Source organism: Variovorax stachyos, assembly GCF_051400855.1.
In the GTDB taxonomy this organism is placed as follows: domain Bacteria; phylum Pseudomonadota; class Gammaproteobacteria; order Burkholderiales; family Burkholderiaceae_C; genus Variovorax.
Genome location: NZ_JBLFFN010000001.1, coordinates 200,714 through 218,048, shown reverse-complemented (window position 1 = coordinate 218,048; position 17,335 = coordinate 200,714). Strand labels below are relative to the sequence as shown.

The window sequence follows — 17,335 nt, the reverse complement described above, 5'->3', positions numbered from 1 at the left end:
CCCATGACCGTACTCGCCCACCCCGCCCATACCCTGCTCGAAAAACTCGACGGATTCCGCGTCGAGATCGACCCGTTGCGCGAGCGCGCCGACATCGTGCTGCAGCGCCCGCCCTACAACATCATCTCCATGGCCCAGCGCGACCAGCTGCGCCTGGTGTTCGAGTCCCTCGACGAGAACCCCGCCGTGCGCGTGATCGTGCTGCGCGCCGAGGGCGAACACTTCTCGAGCGGCGGCGACATCAAGGGCTTTCTCGAAGCCTCGCCCGAGCATGTGTCGAAGCTGGCCTGGAACATCGCGGCGCCGGCGCGCTGCAGCAAGCCGGTGATCGCGGCCAATCGCGGCTACTGCTTCGGCGTGGGCTTCGAGCTCTCGCTGGCCTGCGACTTCCGCATCGCTACCGAAACCACGCGCTACGCGCTGCCCGAACAGAAGCTGGGACAGATTCCCGGCTCGGGCGGCTCCGCCCGACTGCAGAAGATGGTCGGCATCACGCGCACCAAGGACATCGTGATGCGCTCGCGCCGCATTCCCGGCCCGCAGGCCTGCGAATGGGGCGTGGCCACCGAGTGCGTGGCCGACGCCGAGCTCGAGGCGGCAACCGACCGCCTGGTCGACGAGCTGCGCAGCTTCTCGCCGCTTGCGCAGCGCACCGCCAAGAAGCTGCTCAACGACACGGAGGACTCGACCCTCGCCGTGGCCATCGAGCTGGAGGGCCACTGCTACAGCCGCCTGCGCAGCTCCGATGATTTCCGCGAGGGCGTCGAAGCCTTCCACGGCAAGCGCAACCCCAGCTTCACGGGAAGCTGAGCGGCGGATGCGGCCCGAACGCGCACTCTCCATCGACGACCTGGCGAAGGGTGCGCGGCGCCGGCTGCCGCCGAGCATCCACGGCTACGTCAGCGGCGGCTCCGAGGACCACGCTTCGCTCGACGGCAATCGCGCGGCCTTCGGGCGCTGGCGCTTTCTCACGCGGCCGCTGGTCGACGTGTCGAAGCGCTCGCAGGCCATCGCGCTGTTCGGCACGACCTACGCATCGCCGGTCGGCATCGCGCCGATGGGCGTGTCGGGCCTGTGCTGCTTCGATGGCGACGTGGCGCTGGCGCGCGCCGCGGCACGGGCCCAGGTGCCTTCGGTGCTGAGCGCCGCGTCGACCACCCCGCTGGAGCGCGTGATGCGCGAGGCCCCGGGCACCTGGTACCAGGCCTACCTGCCGGCGCAGCATGCGGTGATCGACCCGCTGCTCGAGCGGCTGAAGGCAGCCGAGGTCGGCGTGCTGGTGATCACCGTCGACGTGCAGATCGCGTCGGTGCGCGAGAACGAGCTGCGCAACGGCTTCAGCATTCCGCTGCGCTTCACGCCACGCCTCATGGCCGGCGGCCTGATGCGGCCGCGCTGGATGGTCGAGACCTTCGCGCGCACGGTCTTGAAGCAGGGCATTCCGCACTTCGAGAACTTCACCGCGGCGCGCGGCGGCCGCATCATCACGGCTGCCAAGGGCGATCACCGCGCGGGCCGCGCCGCCATGACCTGGGACGAGGTAGCCCGCATCCGCGACCGCTGGCCGGGCCGGCTGGTCATCAAGGGCATCCTGCGGCCCGAGGACGCGCGTTCCGCACAGCAGATCGGCGCCGACGGCATCTTCGTGTCGAACCACGGCGGACGCCAGCTCGACGGCGCCGTCGCACCGCTCGACGTGCTGCCGGCGATTGCCGCCGCTGCGCCGGCGCTGACGCTGCTGCTCGACGGCGGCGTACGCCGCGGCACCGACGTGCTCAAGGCCCTGGCGCTGGGCGCGCATGCCGTGTTCATCGGCCGGCCCGCGATGTACGGCCTCGCGTTCGGCGGCGAGGCCGGCGCGGCGCATGCGCTGGCGCTGCTGCGGCGCGAGATCGACGTCGACCAGGCATTGCTCGGCTGCCCCGACGTGCGGCAGCTCGGCCCCGACTGGTTGCTGCGCGACGGCCACCTGCCGCGCCACGGCGTGCCCTGCCCCTCTCCTGTTCCATCCTTCCTGCCCGCCACCTCGCCATGACATCCCCACCCATTCCCGCACGCACCGGGGGCCAGATCCTGGTCGACGCGCTGCGTCTCCACGGCACCGACACCGCCTATTGCGTGCCCGGCGAGAGCTTCCTGGCGGTGCTCGATGCGCTGTACCACGCGCGCGAGGCGATCCGCTTGATCGTCTGCCGGCAGGAAGGCGGCGCAGCCCACATGGCGGAGGCGCACGGCAAGCTGACCGGCGAGCCCGGCATCTGCTTCGTCACGCGCGGTCCGGGCTCGACCAATGCGAGCATCGCCGTCCACACGGCGCGGCAGGATTCCACGCCGCTGATCGTCTTCATCGGCCAGGTCGGCCGCGACGCGATGGGCCGGGAGGCGTGGCAGGAGATCGACTACCGCCACATGTTCGGCCACATCGCGAAGTGGGTCGACCAGATCGATGACGCGCGGCGCCTGCCCGAGTTCATCAGCCGCGCGTTCCACGTCGCGACCTCGGGCCGGCCCGGGCCCGTGGTGCTCGCGCTGCCCGAGGACATGCTGACGGACCTGGTTTCCGTGGCGGACGCGCCGCGCTACCGGCGCAGCGCCTCGGCGCCGACACAGGAGGCCATGGACGGCCTGGCCGCCGAACTGCAGCGCGCCGAACGACCGCTGCTCGTGCTGGGCGGCGGCGGATGGACGCGCGAGGCCAGTGCCGACATCACCGCCTTCGCAGCGAACTTCGACCTGCCGGTCGCCTGCGCCTTCCGCCGACAGGACCTGATCGACAACCACGACGACCACTACATCGGCGAGGCCGGCCTGGGCATGGATCCGCGCATCGCGCAGCGCGTGCGGGACGCCGACCTGGTCATCGCGGTCGGCGCACGCCTCGGCGAGACCACGACACAGGGCTACACGTTGCTCGGCGTGCCGCACCCGGCGCAGCGGCTGGTGCACGTGCACGCCGATCCGGAAGAGCTCGGGCATGTCTACCGCGCCGAGGTGCCGGTGAATGCCTCGATGCCGGCCTTCGCACGCGCCGCACGCGCGCTGAAGCCTGTGGGTCCTGCGCGCTGGAGCGCCTGGACCCGCGCCGCGCGCGCCGACCAGCTCGATCACATCCGGCCGCCAGCCGCCATGTCCGGCGATGTCGACCTGGGCGCGGTCATGGTCCACCTGCGCGAGACGCTGCCGCCCGACACCATCGTCAGCAACGGCGCGGGCAACTACACGCTGTGGGTGCAGCGCTTCTGGCGCTACCGCGGGATGCGTACGCAGCTCGCGCCCACCAGCGGCACCATGGGCTATGGCCTGCCCGCAGCCCTCGCGGCGAAGCTCGTGCATCCGCAGCGCACGGCGCTGTGCTTCGCAGGCGACGGCTGCTTCCTGATGAACGGCCAGGAACTTGCCACCGCCGTGCAGTACGGCCTGAACGTGATCGTCATCGTCGTCAACAACGGCATGTACGGCAGCATCCGGATGCACCAGGAGCGGCACTATCCCGGCAACGTGTGGGGCACCGCGCTGGGCAACCCCGACTTCGCCATGCTGGCGCGCTCCTACGGCGCGCACGGCGAGACGGTCAGGCACACGCGCGACTTCCCCGCCGCGCTGGAGCGCGCCCGTGAGGCCGGCAAGCCGGCCTTGATCGAGCTGCAGGTGAGTCCGGAGGCCTTGTCGCCGACGCTGACGGTGTCGATGCTTCGGACTAGACCGGCTTCGTGAGCACGCCGGCATGCCGCGCGCCGACCGTCATCGCCCGCCGCAGGTAGAGCCCCGCATCATGCTCGTCGGCAAAGCCGACGGCGCCATGGAACTGGACGACTTCCTTCGCGACGCGCAGCGCCGCCGCGGCGGCACGATGTACGCTGGCGGCCGCGGCCCAGGTTTCACGCACGCTGCCGAAGGCGCGCGCCGCCTCGTGCACCAGCGCGCGGGTGGCGGACGCGTCGACATGAGCGGCGCTCGCGCGATGCTGCAGCGCCTGGAAGCTGCCGATGGGCACGCCGAACTGCCGGCGCAGCCGCATGTAGTCGAGCGCGAGCTGCAGCGCCGCGTCCATCAGCCCGCACAGGTAGGCCGCGTCGCCGAGGCGCTGAAGGTTGCGCCCCTGCTTCCAGGCCGCCTCTCCCGCCAGGCCCTACAGCACGCGCGGCGCGTCGACCCACACCGAATGCTCGATGGCGGCACCGGCGAGCCGGCTGCCGTCGACCGCCGCGCGATCGCTGCGCACGGCGCCCGGGGCGTCGACATGGACGACCCGTGCGCCAAAGGCCTCGCCCTCACCGGTCGCCACCAGCCATGCCGACGCGGCCTCGCCTTCGGGCACCAGCGATGCATGGACGGTGCCATCGCCATCGGCGGCAATGCCCTCGGCCAGCACGACGTGCGCGTCGCCGGCCAGCAGCGCGCCCAGCGCCTCGCCGGCCGGGGACGCGCCGTGCGCGAGCACACAGGCGGCCGCGATGCCCATGGTGAGCGGAGCCGTCATCAAGGCGCGCCCCGCCTGCTCCGACACCACCGCCAGCGCTGGCGCGCCGAGGCCCAGGCCGTCCTTGTGCTCGGGCACGGCGATGCCGGTCCAGCCCAGTCCGGCGATGGCCTTCCACGTCGCCGCGTCCCACGCCGAAGCGCCCTCATGCACGCGGCGCGCACGGGCGCTGCCGCCGTGGGCGGCCGCGAAGGCGGCGGCGCTCTCGCCGATCATGCGCAGCTGCGCGATGTGCTCCGCGCTCATGGCTTGCTTCCCGCGGCCGGGAGTCCGAGCACCCGCGTGGCGATGATGTTGCGCTGCACCTCGCTGCTGCCGCCGTAGATGCCCAGTCGGCGCGCCTGCAGGAACATCTCGCTCGCGTCCAGCAGGTCGTCGCCTGCACGCACCGGCTCGCGCAGCGCGGCGGCCGGACCCGCCACCTCGCGCACCAGATCGAGCAGATGCTGCACCGTGTCGGTCGCCAGCAGCTTCAGGTAGGAGCTGTCGACGGCGCCGCCGGCCTGCGGATTCTCGGCGGCCTCGGCCGCCTCGAGGTAGGCGGCCACGAGCGTCTCCACCTCGACCTCGGCCAGCGCGGCTGCCTCCCGTACGCTCTCGCGAACGCTCCCGGCCGGCGCATGACGCAGCATCATGCGCAGCCGCTCGGCAGCACGCAATGCTTGCGCGGGCGAGCCGATGCGCAGACGCTCCTCGTGGAGCACGGCGGTGGCGACCTCCCAGCCTTTGTCGATCTCCCCCACGACGTTGTCCAACGGCACGTGCACGTCGTCGAAGAAGATCTCGGCGAATTCCTCGTCGCCGGCGATGGTGCGAATCGGCCGCCGGCGTATGCCCGGCGTGGTCATCTCGATCAGCACGAAGGTGATGCCGTGCTGCGGCTTGCCGGCGCCGGAGGTGCGCACCAGCGCGAACATCCAGTCGGCATGGTGACCCCAGGTGGTCCAGATCTTGTGGCCGTTGATGACCAGCGTGTCGCCGCGCACTTCAGCACGGGTGCGCAGGCTCGCGAGGTCGGACCCGGCGCCGGGCTCCGAGTAACCCTGACACCAGATCGCAGCGCCCGCGAGGATGGGCGGCAGATGGCGCTGCTGTTGCGCCGGCGTGCCGCGCGCGATGAGCAGCGGACCGATGTGGTTCAACCCCTGCGTGGGAAAGTCGGGCGTGCCGGCACGCGCCATTTCTTCCATCAGGATGACCTGCCGGATCGGGCTGGCGCCCATGCCGCCGTGCGAGCGCGGCCAGTGCGGCGCGATCCAGCCGCGCTCTGACAGGGCTCGGTACCACGGCATGCCATCGGCCGGCAGCGGGCGGAAGGTGCTGTGACGCAGCGCGGGGGGCGTGTGCGCTTCCAGCCAGCCACGCACTTCGGCGCGGAAGGCCGCGTCCGCGGCCGATTCGGGTCTCAGCATGGCATCGGTCCCGCTCAGCTCACCGGCTGCAGCAGGCGCACCAGCGCCATCTCGCGCAGTTCGCCCTTCAGTACCTTGCCAACGCCGTTTCGCGGCAGTGCATCGACGAAGAACACGTGCTTGGGCTTCTTGTAGCTCGCGATGCGCGACTTGGCGTGTTCCTGGATCGCCTCCACGTCCACCGCACGGCCCGGCCGGCGCTCGATGAAGGCCGCCACCGCCTCGCCGAAGATCTCGTCAGGCACGCCGACCACCGCCGCGTCGGCCACGTCGGCATGCTCGACCAGCACCTGCTCCACTTCCTTGGTGTAGATGTTGAAGCCGCCGCTGAGCACCATGTCCTTCTTCCGGTCGACGATGTAGAGGTAGCCGTCGGCATCGAAGCGCCCCATGTCGCCGGTGTGGACCCAACCGTCGACGATGGTTGCGCCCGTCTCTTCCGGGCGGCCGAAGTAGCCCCTCATGGTCGTGAAGCGCCCGGCCTCGCCCGAGCGCACCAGGATCTCGCCCACGTCGTCGACCGAGACCTGCTGCCCCGTGTCGTCGACCAGCTTCACCTGCACGCCGGGCGTCACGCGGCCGACCGATGACGGATGGGTGAACTGCTCTTCGTGATCGAGCACCGTGACCGAGCCGACCTCGGTCATCGCGAAGAAGGAATGCAGCCGCGCGTTCGGCAGGTAGCCGATCATGCGGCGCTTGAGCTCGACCGGGAAGGCCTCGCCCGTCACGATGATGTGGCGCAGGCTCGCGCAGCGCGCGGCCTGCTGCTCGAGCACCGGCATCAGCATGCGGGCGACCGTCGGCACCATGCCGGCGGCGCTCACCTGCTCGCGCTCGATCGTGTCGACGGCAGTCTGCGCGTCGAAGCGCTCCAACACCACCAGCTTGGCGCCCAGGCACATGGCGTTCATCAGCCTCGCCAGCCCGGTGCGGTGCGCGAGCGGGGTGGTGACCAGGAATACGTCGTGCGCCGTCACGCCCCACTCCACCGCGTTCACGAAGGCATTGCCGATCACGAAGTTGGCATGCGTCAGGATTGCTCCCTTGGGCTTGCCGGTGGTGCCCGAGGTGTAGAGGATCATGGCGTCGTCCGGCGACAGCGCCAGCTCGGGCAGGCGCTCGTCGGAGCGCGTGCGCAGCGCCTCGAACGATTCGGCGCCCGCCACCTCGCCGCCGACCGCCACGCGGCGGATGCCGCGCAGGTCCCCGGAGAGCGCGTCGATGGCCACCGCGCTTTCGGCATGGAACACCAGCACGCGGGCCTGGCTGTCCTGCGCGAAATAGACCAGTTCGCGCGGCGTGTTGCGGGTGTTCACCGGGATCACGACGGCGCCGAGCGAAAAGGCGGCGTACATGAGCTGGACGAACTCCACGCAGTTGGGGAGATAGACCACGATGCGGTCGCCCTGCACCACGCCCGCGCGGCGCAGGCCGGCGGCCAGCGAGCGCGAGCTCGACAGCAGCTCGCCGTAGCTCAACGTCTGCGCACCGACGACCACTGCCGGCTTGGCGGGCCTGCGCAGGGCGTGCGCCGCCATGAAATGTTCGAGACGCATGGCGACCCCTAGACGAGCTCGAAGGCCGGGTACGGATGCCCGGGCGCGAGCTGGTCCACCGCCAGCTTCACGCGCCGGCCGATCGCCAGATCGCCCGGTGCGCAGCGCAGCACGTTGGCGATGATGCGCACGCCCTCATCGAGCTCGACGGTTGCCACGCACAGCGGGATGCGCCCCTCGACGCCGGGCCCCGGGATGCGCACCACGGTGCATGCGTAGATCGTGCCGGTGCCCGCGACCTCGCGCCACTCGAGCGTGCGGCGCCCGGTGAAGCCGCTGACCGGCTTCGGGTAGTGCTGGAAGCGCCTGGCGACGGTGCAGTACTGCAGCACCAGCTTGCCCTGCGCGATGCCGTCCCAGAAAGGCTTGCTGTCGACGTAGACGCCCTGCTTCGGGATCGGGCGTACCGGCGCGGTGCCGGTGATGTTCGTGATGTCGTTCATGCTCTTCATACCTCCAGGACCATGGCCGAGCTGGTCCCCCAGTTGCGGCCGTAAGGAATCACGCCGATGCCCGTGACCAGCGCGTTGCGCGGGTCCTTCACCTGGCGGCTGCCGCCTTCGCCGAACATCTGGCGCACGGCCTCGGCGAGGTTGAGCCCGCCGCTGGCCAGCCCCGGCTGTCCGGCCGAGATCTGCCCGCCGCCGGTGTTGAGCGGCAGCTCGCCGTCGAAGGACAGGTCGGTGCGCAGCGTGTAGGCGGACCCTTCGCCGGGTTCGCAGAAGCCGAAGGCCTCGAACTGCATCATCACGGCGATCGTGAAATCGTCGTAGGGCTGGAACATGCGCACATCCCTGGGCGCCAGTCCCGCCTTGCGCAGCACCTCGGGGCCGATCTTCGTGAAACCCGAGCGCGTGATGTCGGCCAGTGGGTCGGCACCGTTGAAGTTGGTGACCTCGCCGTATGCGACCGGGTACACCATCTTCGCCAAGCCCAGGCGCTTCGCGTTCTCCTCGGTCGTCACGATGAAGGCGTTGGCGCCGTCGCAGAACATCACGCTGTCGAGCACCCGCAGCGGGTCGGAGATGACGCGCGACTTGAGGTACTCCTCCATCGTGAGCTCCTTCTGGAACTTCTTGTAGCCGTTCGGGTTGTGCAGCGCATGGGCGCGCTGGGTGATGGCGATCTTGCCGAGCGCCTCGGGGTCGAGTCCGTACTGGTGCGCGTAGCGGCTCATCAGCAGGCCGAAGGTGGCGGGCGGGCCCTGCACGCCGGGCGGATCCTGGAACTCGCCGCGGTAGGCGCCGTAGCTGGAGCGCCAGTCGGAGCTGGGCGCATCGGACGACATCACCACCGCCAGCTTGCACATGCCGTCGCGGATGGCCGACATGGCGCGCGCCACGCCGCCGGTGGCCGAGCAGCCGCCGATGCCGCCGTAGTTGAGCCAGGTCGGGGTGATGCCCAGCGCCTCGGTCATGTAGACAGCGAAGAAGGGGTTCTGCGCCTCCGACAGCGCCGTCGTCACCGAGAGGCCGTCGATCTCGGCCTTGTCGATCCCGGTGCGCTCCAGCAGCTGGTCGAGCGCTTCGCCCGCCAGGTCGTAGGCACTGCGCCCGGTCTTGAAATCGATGGGTGTCTCGGCGTAGCCGGCGATCACGATGTCTCTCTTCTTCATGTCCTACTCTCCTCGGAATGCGGGTGTGCGCTTCTCGCGGAAGGCGCCCAGGCCCTCCTGGCGGTCCTTCGTGAAGTACAGCATGAAGGACACGTCGCCCTCCGCCGCCATGCCCTCGGCCAGCGGAAGGTCCATGCCGCGGTCGATGACCGCCTTGGTGAACATGACCGACAGCGGCGCATTGCCGGCGATGGTGCGGGCCAGCTCGCGGGCCTTGTCGACCGCCTGGCCGGCCTCGGTCACGTGGTTGACCAGCCGGTACTCGCGCGCCTCGGCGGCAGTGATGCGGCGCCCGGTCCACATCAGCTCCTTGGCCAGGGCCGGGCCGATGAGCCGCGGCAGCGTCTGCGTGCCACCGCCGCCGGGCATCAGCCCCAGCCGGATTTCGGGCAGGCCGAACCTGGCATTGGCGCCCGCGACGATCATGTCGCCGACCAGCGCCAGCTCCAGGCCGCCGCCGAGCGCGAAGCCCTCGATGGCGCTGATGACAGGCTTGGTGTAGCCCGGCAGCGTTCGGAACAGCTCGTTGACCTTGCGCGAGCGCTTGCGCTTGCGATAGAAGTCGAAGTACTCGTTGTCGCCGACGCTGAATTCGCTGGTGTCGATGCCGGTGCAGAAGGCCTTGTCGCTGCCCTTCAGGATGACGGCGGCAATCTCTCGCTTCGACTCCGCTTCACCCATCGCGTCGAGGATCTCCTCGGCGGTGGTCTCGCGCAGCGAGTTCAGCTTCTCGGGCCGGTGGATGGTGATCTCCAGCCAGCCCTCCACCTGCTCGGCGATGATGTCCTGATAGCTCATGGGAAGTTCCGCTTTCTCTTAGTGCTCTGTCGTTGTGGTGAAGGGGTGGGCCGATGCGCCGTTCGCTTGCGCGGCCGGCGCATCGGGTTCCTCGCCGCCGATGGCGCGCTCGATCTGCTGGTGCATTTGCGCCATGCAGCTGGCGTCCCGCCGCTGCGCGGCGCTCACCGGCAGCTCGAGGCAGACGCGTGCCGGCGCGGCGAGCACCAGGATGCGGTCTGCGATTTCGAGCGCGTCCTCGATGCGGTGAGTGACAAAGACACAGGTCTTTCGCTGCTCGCGCACGATCTCGGCAAAGTCGCGGCGCAGGGTCTGCGAGGTCACATGGTCGAGCTGGCTGAAGGATTCGTCGAGCAGGACCAGCGCCGGGTCGACCGCCAGGGCGCGTGCCAGCGACACGCGCTGGCGCATGCCGCCCGAGAGCTCCGAGGGGTACTTGTGGGCAGCGTCGCCCAGCTTCACGCGGCGCAGCCATTCGGCCGCCCGCTCGCGCGCCTCGGCCTTCGGCCGGTCGAGCAGCAGCAGGCCGAGCTCGACGTTCTCCTGCGCCGTGCGCCAGGGCAGCAGTCGATCGGTCTGGAAGCTGACGGCCAGCTTGCCGCGCAGCGCGACGAAATCACGCGCAGGATCGGCGCCGGCGACGCGCACCGTGCCCTCGTCGGCGCACGTGGTGCCCATGAGCAGCGACATCACGGTGCTCTTGCCTGCGCCCGTCTGGCCCAGCAACGCCACGGTTTCGCCCTCGCGGACTTCCATCGACAGGTGGTCGATCGCCGTATGGTCGCCGAAGCGCTTGCTGACGTCGCGCAACTCGATCAGGGATGTGGAGGTCGTCGTCATGTCAGCGCACCTTTGCTTCCTTGCGCCAGCCGAGGAAGCGTGCCTCGGCCAGCGTCGCGAGCCACTGGATCAGCAGGTTGATCACCACCAGCAGGACCGTCCATGCCAGCACCTGGTCGATGCGGAAGGTCGACTGCGCGAAGCTCATGCGCGAGCCGATGCCGAAGGCCGAAGCCACCAGCTCCGCGAAGATCACCATGCGGATCGCGTAGCCGATCACCGATTTCGTCGTGAGAAAGATGTACGGCACGATGTGCGGCGCGACCAGGTAGCGCAGCATCTTCCAGCGGCTCGGGCGAAAGCTCTCCAGCATGTCCACCCAATCGGTCGACAGTGCCCGCACGCCTTCGTACACGTTGAGCGCATAGAAGGGCAGCAGGATCACCGTCAGGATGAAGAAGATGCGTGCCTCCGGATCCTTGAACCAGAACACGGCCAGCAGCATCCACGACAGCGCGGGGATGCCGGTGTCCACCACCACCAGCGCCTTCAGATAGGGACCCACCTTCTTGGAGGTGCCCATCAGCAGTCCGATGGCCACGCCGGCCACCGCCGAGAAGACGATGGCCACGCACAAGCGCCCGAGCGTGATCGCCACGTGCATCAGGTCGGTGGTGAGCAACTGTGCCAGCGCCTTCGCGATCACCGTCGGCGACGGCATCACGTATTCGGGCACGTACCAGCTTCCGACCTCCATCGCGCCGAAGATCAGCACGACGACGACCAGCAGCGCCTTCAGTTCGCTGCGGTCGCGCACCTTGGGCACCGCCATGGCGGCGGTGGTCAGCGGCTTCCGGCCGGCCGCGGGGGAGGAAGAAGAGCCCGAGGAGGGCTTGGCCACGTCGCCGGCCCTGAGTTCCGCCTGCTTCATGCTGCAAAGAACCCGTTGTCGACCACCTTGGTCAGCGCGGCATTGCGCACCAGGAACTCGCTGGCGGTCACGATGCTGCGGCGGCCCTCCGCGGACTGCATCGAGACGTGCTTGAACTCCAGGCGCTTCGACGCGATGGCCGTCTTCAGCACATCCGTCGGAATGCCGGAGTTGGCGCCGGCGATCTTCACCGCCTCTTCCGTCTTGCCGTTGATGCCCTCGATGCACTCGCTGAAAGCCTTGTTCAAGCGGGCCACCAGGCCGGGATCGCGGGCAATGGCCTCCTTGCGCACCGCCACGCCGAAGTACGGCAGGTCGAGGTTGACGCGGCGTCGGTATTCCTCGCCGGCGTTGTAGAGCACCCGCATGTCGGGCACGCGAGCCAGCCCGACCGACACGTTGGGCTCCCACGTCAGGCCGGCGTCCGCGCGATTGGCCATCACCAGCGTGACCGACGCGGCCGGGTTGTCCACGTTCTGAACCACCGCATGGGTCTCCAGGTCGACCCCGGCGAGTTCCTTGACCACGGCCCGCATCATCCGGTAGGTGCCCGTGGACTGCGGGGCCGCCAGCGTCTTGCCCTTGAGTGCCTGGATCGTCTCCGGCCCCTTGGCCTGCGTGATGATGTTGATCATGTTGCCGGTGGTGACCGAGCACACGTACTGCAGCGGCACCCCGGAGAGGTGGCGCGAGGCGAAGGTGTCCCAGCTGCCGATGCACACGTCGTAGTTGCCGGCGACGAAGTCGTTGTAGTAGGTGGTCACCGCGGTGTACGCGGTCGGCTTGCCCAGCTGGAGCCCGTTGGCCTTGTCGAGCTCCTTGGCGACCATGTAGTCGGTCAGCAGCGTCGTGAAGCCGGGCGTCAGGTTGGCCCACTTGAGCGCAGGCTGGGCCCTCGCAGTGCCCCAGGCCAGCGTGCCGGGCCCGACGAGCGAGGCAGGTGCGAAGGCCGAAGCGGCCCTGAGCAGCGTTCGGCGCGTGAGTGCGTGTCTCTTCATTGGCTTGTCTCCGTCTTTGGTGAATCACGGGGGCGGTGCCCTCGGCGGCCTGCGCTCTGTGTCTGTGTCGGGGGTCATCGTAGGAACAGGGCAGCGTTCCGAATAGCTGCAGCGATGGACCGGCCGTTCCATTCATGGAACTCACGGATACCGCTTCGCCTGTCATGTCGACTACCCTCGGCACCTGTTCCGAACACACCGATCTGCATGGCCGACAAACTCGATCTGAATTCGCTTCGACTGTTCTACGACGTCGTCAATGCGCAGAGCATCACGCGGGCGGCGAGCGAGCTGAACATGCCCAAGTCGACCATCAGCCGCAAGCTCACGCAGCTCGAGCAGCAAGTCGGCACCGTCCTCCTGAAGAAGGGCCAGCGGCGGCTCACGACCACCGAGATCGGCACGCGCTTCTACGACCACTGCCGGCGCGTGGTGGACGAGGTCGAACAGGCTGGGCTGGACACCCTGCAACTGCAGACCGCCATGCGGGGCGCGCTGCGCGTCAGCATCCCCATCGACTTCGGTGTGTCGTGGATCGGCAAGGCGATCGCCGAGTTCGTGCTGGCCTACCCCGAGCTCGAACTGGAGGTCGACGTGAACAGCCGCCCGGTCAATCCAAGGGAAGACCCCTACGATCTGACCATCCAGCTCGGGCCGCTGAAGGACACGGACCTCACCTACCGGCGCATCGCGACCATCACGCGCGGCGTCTACGCCAGCCCGGAGTACCTGGCGCGCCGCGGCGTACCGCTATCGGTGGACGACCTGCACCGGCACGACTGCATCATCACCACGCAGCAGCGCCTGGATGGCATCTGGACCCTGCGCAACCAGGCAACGCATCGCTTCGCCACCATCGAGGGAAAGGTGGTAGTGAACAACATCTCCATCGCGCGCGAGATGGCCATCGGCCACGTCGGCATGAGCATGCTGCCCAACGTGATGTGCGCCAATGATTTGCGCAGCGGGCGCCTGCAGCGCGTGCTGAAGGATTGGGAGAGCCCGTCGATGCATGCCACGGCGCTGGTGCTCAGCCGAAAGGGCATGCCGAGCAAGATTCGCGCTTTCCTCGACTTTCTTGCAGACAGGCTCAGCCTGGACCAGCAGGAGTCGCGTGGCATGCGGATTCGGCGGGAGCCGCCGGCCACCCCCACCCCGAACGCCGCTCTCCTGCCCCCTGCTCTTCGCCCATGACCCACACCGCATCCGACGCCTTCTCGCTCGAGTGGAACTACGCCTTGGAGGTCTATGCAAAGCCCGGAGTGGCCGAAGCCTGCCTCCTGCTGCAGGATCGTGCGGGGGTCGACGTCGTGGTACTGCTGCACGCGATCTACCTCTTTGCCACCAAGGGCATCGCCCTCGATGAACAAGCGCTTGCCAGCGCCGAAGCGCGCGTCGGATCGTGGCGGCGCGAGGTCACCGCACCACTGCGGGCGCTGCGCACGACCCTGAAGCCCGGCTTCGCCGGAATGCCTCCTGAATTCGTGGCGCAGACCCGGCAGAAGATCAAGGAAGCAGAACTCGATGCGGAGTTCGCAGCATTCGCCGCGGTGTGCGGGGATATCGAAGCGCATCGAGGCGACCCGGTCCCCGTGCCCGGCAACGCAAGGCCCTTGCTGGATCGCGTGCTGCGTCTGTATGCAGCCGACGCGCCTCCAGCATCACGGCACGACGCTGCGGTGCAAACGGCCGTCCACCGCATGCGGCGCCTGCTCGACGAGGAGAGGGCCAGAGCCGCAACACTCATGCGCTCGGGTGCGTGAAGCCCACGCAACTCGACCCGGGATCAGAATCGCGAAGGCAGGAACGGGCTCGGATCGACGAGAGGAGTCGTCCCCTCGATCATTTCGGCAATCAAGCGACCGCTGACCGGACCCAAGGTGAAGCCTTGGTGCCCATGGCCAAAGTTGAACCACAGCCCCGGATGCCTCGGCGCCGGCCCGATCACCGGTTTCATGTCCACGGTGCAGGGGCGGTTGCCCAGCCATGGCTCGGCCTCTACCGGCTCCGGCAAGTCGATCAGCTCGCGCGCGGCCCGCTCGGCCTTTTCAAGCTGCACCGGTGTCGCAGGCGCCCCGATGCGGGCAAACTCCGCCCCCGTCGTGACGCGCATGCCGCGCGCCATCGGCACGATCACGAAACCGCGCTCGGCGTCCAGCAGCGGGAGCCGCAAGCCCGGCCCGCCCCGGTAGTGGCGGTGGTAGCCGCGCTTGACGAAAAGCGGCAGCTTGTACCCGAGCGTGGAAGTCAATTCGGCAGCCCAGGGGCCCAGCGCGATGACGGCATGACGCGCAATCAGTGGGCCGGCCGCGGACTGCACTTGCCATCCTTCTGCAACGCGCGTCAGGCTCGCGGCGTCGCCTTCGGCCAGGTGGCCACCGAGCGCGATGAAGCGCTGTACGTAGTGTTCCACCAGCGCGCCGGGATCGCTCACCGACCACGGGTCCAGCCAGTGCAGCGCGCCAGCCAGCCGCGCGCGAAGACCGGGTTCGGCTCGCGCCAACGCTTCACCGCCCAGTAGTGCATGCCGCACACCGTAGCGCTGTTGAAGCTGGACGGCACGCGACGCAGCGACGTCCATCGCGGCCTGGCTGTGGAAGGCCATCCGATAGCCTTCCTTGCGCACCAGGGCACCCGCGCCGGACTCGGCAATGAGCGCCTGGTGCTCGGTCAGGCAGTGTTCGATGAGGCGACTGTAGTCGCGGGCGATCGCCGCGTAGCGCGATGACGCCGAGGCATGCCAGTACCGCGCCAATGGCGACATGACGGATGGCAGGGCACCAAGGTGGTAGTTGACATCCATGCCGCGCTTGAAGGCGACGTTGAGCACCGCCGACCAATTGCGAGGAAATGCGTAGGGTTCGACGGCCTCTCGCTGGATGATCCCCGCGTTGCCGTAGGACGTCTCGTGGCCAGGCGCTCGCCGGTCCACCATCGCGACGGAATGCCCGCGCAGGGCCAATTGCAGGGCCGTGCTCGCGCCGACCATGCCGGCACCCAGAACCAAGACATCAATGGCCATTGCGCGCCGACCTTGAGTCCGGTTGGGCGAGCTTGATCGGAGTGGTAGTCGCCATCGGCTGAAAGTGTAGAAACAAATTTGCGTAAACGCAAATTCGCAGCCCAAAAGAAAGCCGCCCGGGGGCGGCTTTGCTTACTTCTTCTTGGCAGCGACCTTCTTCGGTGCAGTCTTCTTCACCGCCGGCTTCGCCGCGGCCTTCTCGGCCTTGCGCTTGGCGGCCTTCGGGTCGATGGCTGCCTTGAAGGCGGCGCCGGCCACGAACTTCGGCACCTTGGTGGCCGCGATCTTGATCTTCGTGCCTGCCTGGGGGTTGAAGCCGGAGCGCGCCGCGCGTGCCACCTGCTTGAAAGTGCCGAAGCCGACGAGCTGGACAGGGTCGTCCTTCTTCACGGCATTGACGATGGAGCTGGTGACTGTTTCGAGGACGCGCGCGGCTTCGGCCTTGCTCAGGTTGTGGCCGGTGGCGATCTTCTCGACCAGTTCGATGCGATTCATTCAGATTCCTTGGATTTAGAGACACGCCGCGTTGCCTGCGGCGACCCCGGCCGATGCCCGGGCGGGCGGAGTGTACCGGTGTCGGTGACCGGCCTGCCGCGCTATCCTTTGCCGTCCCGACTTACATCCGACGCAACCATGGCCCGCATTGCCTCGATCGAAAGCGGCTTCTACCGCGTTCCGCAGCCCGTGGTGCTGACGGACTCCACGCACGGAGAAATCCGCGCCTTCGAGCTGAACACCGTGCGCGTGCGCGACGCGGATGGCGCCGAAGGCGTGGGCTACACCTTCACCGTCGGGCGCAACGGCGGCGCGATCGAAGCGATCCTGCGGCACGAGTTTCCCGACATCATGGCCGGCGAGGAAGCCGATCACATCGAGCGGCTCTGGCAGAAGGCCTGGTGGGCGCTGCACTACGGCGGCCGCGGCGGCCCCACGGTGCTGGCGCTGTCGGCCTTCGACATGGCGCTGTGGGACCTGAAGGCCAGACGGGTCGGCCTGCCGCTATGGAACCTGCTCGGCGGACACGATCCGCGCGTGCCCTGCTATGCGGGCGGCATCGACCTGCAGCTGTCGCTCGACGACCTGCTGCGCCAGACCGATGCCAACCTGGGCAAGGGCTTCCGGGCGATCAAGATGAAGGTCGGCCGCGCGCGCCTGGCCGAGGATGTCGAGCGCGTCCGCGCAATGCGCGAGCACCTGGGGGACGGCTTTCCCTTGATGGTGGATGCCAACATGAAGTGGGGCGTCGACGAGGCGATTCGCGCGGCGCGCGCCTTGCAGCCCTTCGATCTCGTCTGGCTCGAGGAGCCGACGATCCCGGACGACCCCGCGGGGCACGTGCGCATCATCCGCGAAGGCGGCCTGCCGGTCGCGGCCGGCGAGAACCTGCGCAGCCTGTGGGAGTTCAAGCAATACATTGCGGCCGGTGCCGTGACGCACCCGGAGCCCGACGTCACCAACTGCGGCGGCGTCACGCCCTTCATGAAGATTGCGCGGCTGGCGGAAGCCTTCAACATGCCGGTGACCTCGCACGGGGCGCACGACGTCACCGTTCACCTGCTGGCCGCCTGCCCCAATCGCATCTTCCTGGAGGCGCACGGCTTCGGCGTGGACAAGTACGTTGCCGAGCCCTTGAAGATCGACGAAGGCATGGCGATTGCGCCGGACCGGCCCGGACACGGCATCACCTTCGACTGGCAAGCCCTCGACGCGATCCGCGCCTGAAGGTTCCAGGGGACGAGC

18 protein-coding genes are annotated in these 17,335 nt (G+C 68.7%); 6 read left to right on the top strand and 12 right to left on the bottom strand.

Going from position 1 to position 17,335, the window contains the following annotated elements; all coding sequences use genetic code 11:
- Window positions 1-3 precede the first annotated feature (3 nt).
- From ACMGEZ_RS01080 to ACMGEZ_RS01070, 3 genes are read left to right on the top strand one after another with little or no spacing between them, the layout of a single operon-like run.
- Window positions 4-810, top strand: coding sequence for an enoyl-CoA hydratase/isomerase family protein (locus ACMGEZ_RS01080; RefSeq protein ID WP_436820392.1), 807 nt, complete (start codon window positions 4-6; stop codon window positions 808-810).
- Between the two features lie 7 nt (window positions 811-817).
- On the top strand, window positions 818-2,035 hold the full coding sequence (locus ACMGEZ_RS01075) for an alpha-hydroxy acid oxidase (protein ID WP_436820391.1): 1,218 nt from the start codon (window positions 818-820) through the stop codon (window positions 2,033-2,035).
- Window positions 2,032-3,714 (top strand): thiamine pyrophosphate-binding protein, encoded by a 1,683-nt coding sequence (locus tag ACMGEZ_RS01070; protein ID WP_436820390.1) that lies wholly within the window; start codon window positions 2,032-2,034, stop codon window positions 3,712-3,714. Before ACMGEZ_RS01075 ends, ACMGEZ_RS01070 begins: the two co-directional genes overlap by 4 nt.
- Here ACMGEZ_RS01070 and ACMGEZ_RS01065 read toward each other — a convergent pair.
- The 10 genes from ACMGEZ_RS01065 to ACMGEZ_RS01020 are packed head-to-tail and all read right to left on the bottom strand — an operon-like array spanning window position 3,698 to window position 12,573.
- Entirely contained in the window at window positions 3,698-4,126 is a 429-nt protein-coding gene (locus ACMGEZ_RS01065; protein ID WP_436820802.1) for an acyl-CoA dehydrogenase family protein, read from the bottom strand. The two genes, ACMGEZ_RS01070 and ACMGEZ_RS01065, sit on opposite strands and share 17 nt — an antisense overlap.
- A gap of 3 nt (window positions 4,127-4,129) precedes the next feature.
- Window positions 4,130-4,726, bottom strand: coding sequence for an acyl-CoA dehydrogenase family protein (locus tag ACMGEZ_RS01060; protein WP_436820389.1), 597 nt, complete (start codon window positions 4,724-4,726; stop codon window positions 4,130-4,132).
- The gene (locus ACMGEZ_RS01055) at window positions 4,723-5,892 is read right to left on the bottom strand and encodes an acyl-CoA dehydrogenase family protein (RefSeq protein WP_436820388.1); all 1,170 of its coding nucleotides are present in this window, start codon (window positions 5,890-5,892) and stop codon (window positions 4,723-4,725) included. The genes ACMGEZ_RS01060 and ACMGEZ_RS01055 overlap by 4 nt, the downstream gene beginning before the upstream one ends.
- Before the next feature lie 14 nt (window positions 5,893-5,906).
- A complete protein-coding gene (locus ACMGEZ_RS01050) occupies window positions 5,907-7,451 on the bottom strand; it encodes a class I adenylate-forming enzyme family protein (protein WP_436820387.1) in 1,545 nt (514 codons plus the stop codon).
- Window positions 7,452-7,459: 8 nt separating this feature from the next.
- Entirely contained in the window at window positions 7,460-7,894 is a 435-nt protein-coding gene (locus tag ACMGEZ_RS01045; RefSeq protein WP_436820386.1) for a Zn-ribbon domain-containing OB-fold protein, read from the bottom strand.
- Between the two features lie 5 nt (window positions 7,895-7,899).
- Window positions 7,900-9,066 (bottom strand): thiolase family protein, encoded by a 1,167-nt coding sequence (locus ACMGEZ_RS01040; protein ID WP_436820385.1) that lies wholly within the window; start codon window positions 9,064-9,066, stop codon window positions 7,900-7,902.
- A gap of 3 nt (window positions 9,067-9,069) precedes the next feature.
- A complete protein-coding gene (locus ACMGEZ_RS01035; protein ID WP_436820384.1) occupies window positions 9,070-9,864 on the bottom strand; it encodes an enoyl-CoA hydratase/isomerase family protein in 795 nt (264 codons plus the stop codon).
- Window positions 9,865-9,882: 18 nt separating this feature from the next.
- On the bottom strand, window positions 9,883-10,704 hold the full coding sequence (locus ACMGEZ_RS01030) for an ABC transporter ATP-binding protein (RefSeq protein WP_436820383.1): 822 nt from the start codon (window positions 10,702-10,704) through the stop codon (window positions 9,883-9,885).
- A 1-nt stretch (window position 10,705) separates the two neighbouring features.
- The gene (locus ACMGEZ_RS01025; protein ID WP_436820382.1) at window positions 10,706-11,575 is read right to left on the bottom strand and encodes an ABC transporter permease; all 870 of its coding nucleotides are present in this window, start codon (window positions 11,573-11,575) and stop codon (window positions 10,706-10,708) included.
- Window positions 11,572-12,573, bottom strand: coding sequence for an ABC transporter substrate-binding protein (locus ACMGEZ_RS01020; protein WP_436820381.1), 1,002 nt, complete (start codon window positions 12,571-12,573; stop codon window positions 11,572-11,574). The genes ACMGEZ_RS01025 and ACMGEZ_RS01020 overlap by 4 nt, the downstream gene beginning before the upstream one ends.
- Before the next feature lie 207 nt (window positions 12,574-12,780).
- On the opposite strand from ACMGEZ_RS01020, the gene ACMGEZ_RS01015 reads away from it, so the two are divergent.
- Together ACMGEZ_RS01015 and ACMGEZ_RS01010 are read left to right on the top strand one after the other, a co-directional pair.
- Window positions 12,781-13,767, top strand: a complete 987-nt coding sequence (locus ACMGEZ_RS01015) for a LysR family transcriptional regulator (RefSeq protein ID WP_436820380.1) — start codon at window positions 12,781-12,783, stop codon at window positions 13,765-13,767.
- On the top strand, window positions 13,764-14,336 hold the full coding sequence (locus ACMGEZ_RS01010) for a TIGR02444 family protein (RefSeq protein ID WP_436820379.1): 573 nt from the start codon (window positions 13,764-13,766) through the stop codon (window positions 14,334-14,336). The genes ACMGEZ_RS01015 and ACMGEZ_RS01010 overlap by 4 nt, the downstream gene beginning before the upstream one ends.
- Window positions 14,337-14,359: 23 nt before the next feature.
- On the opposite strand, the gene ACMGEZ_RS01005 is transcribed toward ACMGEZ_RS01010, so the two are convergent.
- Together ACMGEZ_RS01005 and ACMGEZ_RS01000 are read right to left on the bottom strand one after the other, a co-directional pair.
- Window positions 14,360-15,595, bottom strand: a complete 1,236-nt coding sequence (locus ACMGEZ_RS01005; protein WP_436820378.1) for an NAD(P)/FAD-dependent oxidoreductase — start codon at window positions 15,593-15,595, stop codon at window positions 14,360-14,362.
- A 132-nt stretch (window positions 15,596-15,727) separates the two neighbouring features.
- Window positions 15,728-16,090 (bottom strand): HU family DNA-binding protein, encoded by a 363-nt coding sequence (locus ACMGEZ_RS01000; protein ID WP_436820377.1) that lies wholly within the window; start codon window positions 16,088-16,090, stop codon window positions 15,728-15,730.
- A 138-nt stretch (window positions 16,091-16,228) separates the two neighbouring features.
- Here ACMGEZ_RS01000 and ACMGEZ_RS00995 point away from each other — a divergent pair, with 138 nt between their 5' ends.
- Window positions 16,229-17,317, top strand: coding sequence for a mandelate racemase/muconate lactonizing enzyme family protein (locus tag ACMGEZ_RS00995; RefSeq protein ID WP_436820376.1), 1,089 nt, complete (start codon window positions 16,229-16,231; stop codon window positions 17,315-17,317).
- The last annotated feature ends 18 nt before the right edge of the window (window positions 17,318-17,335 follow it).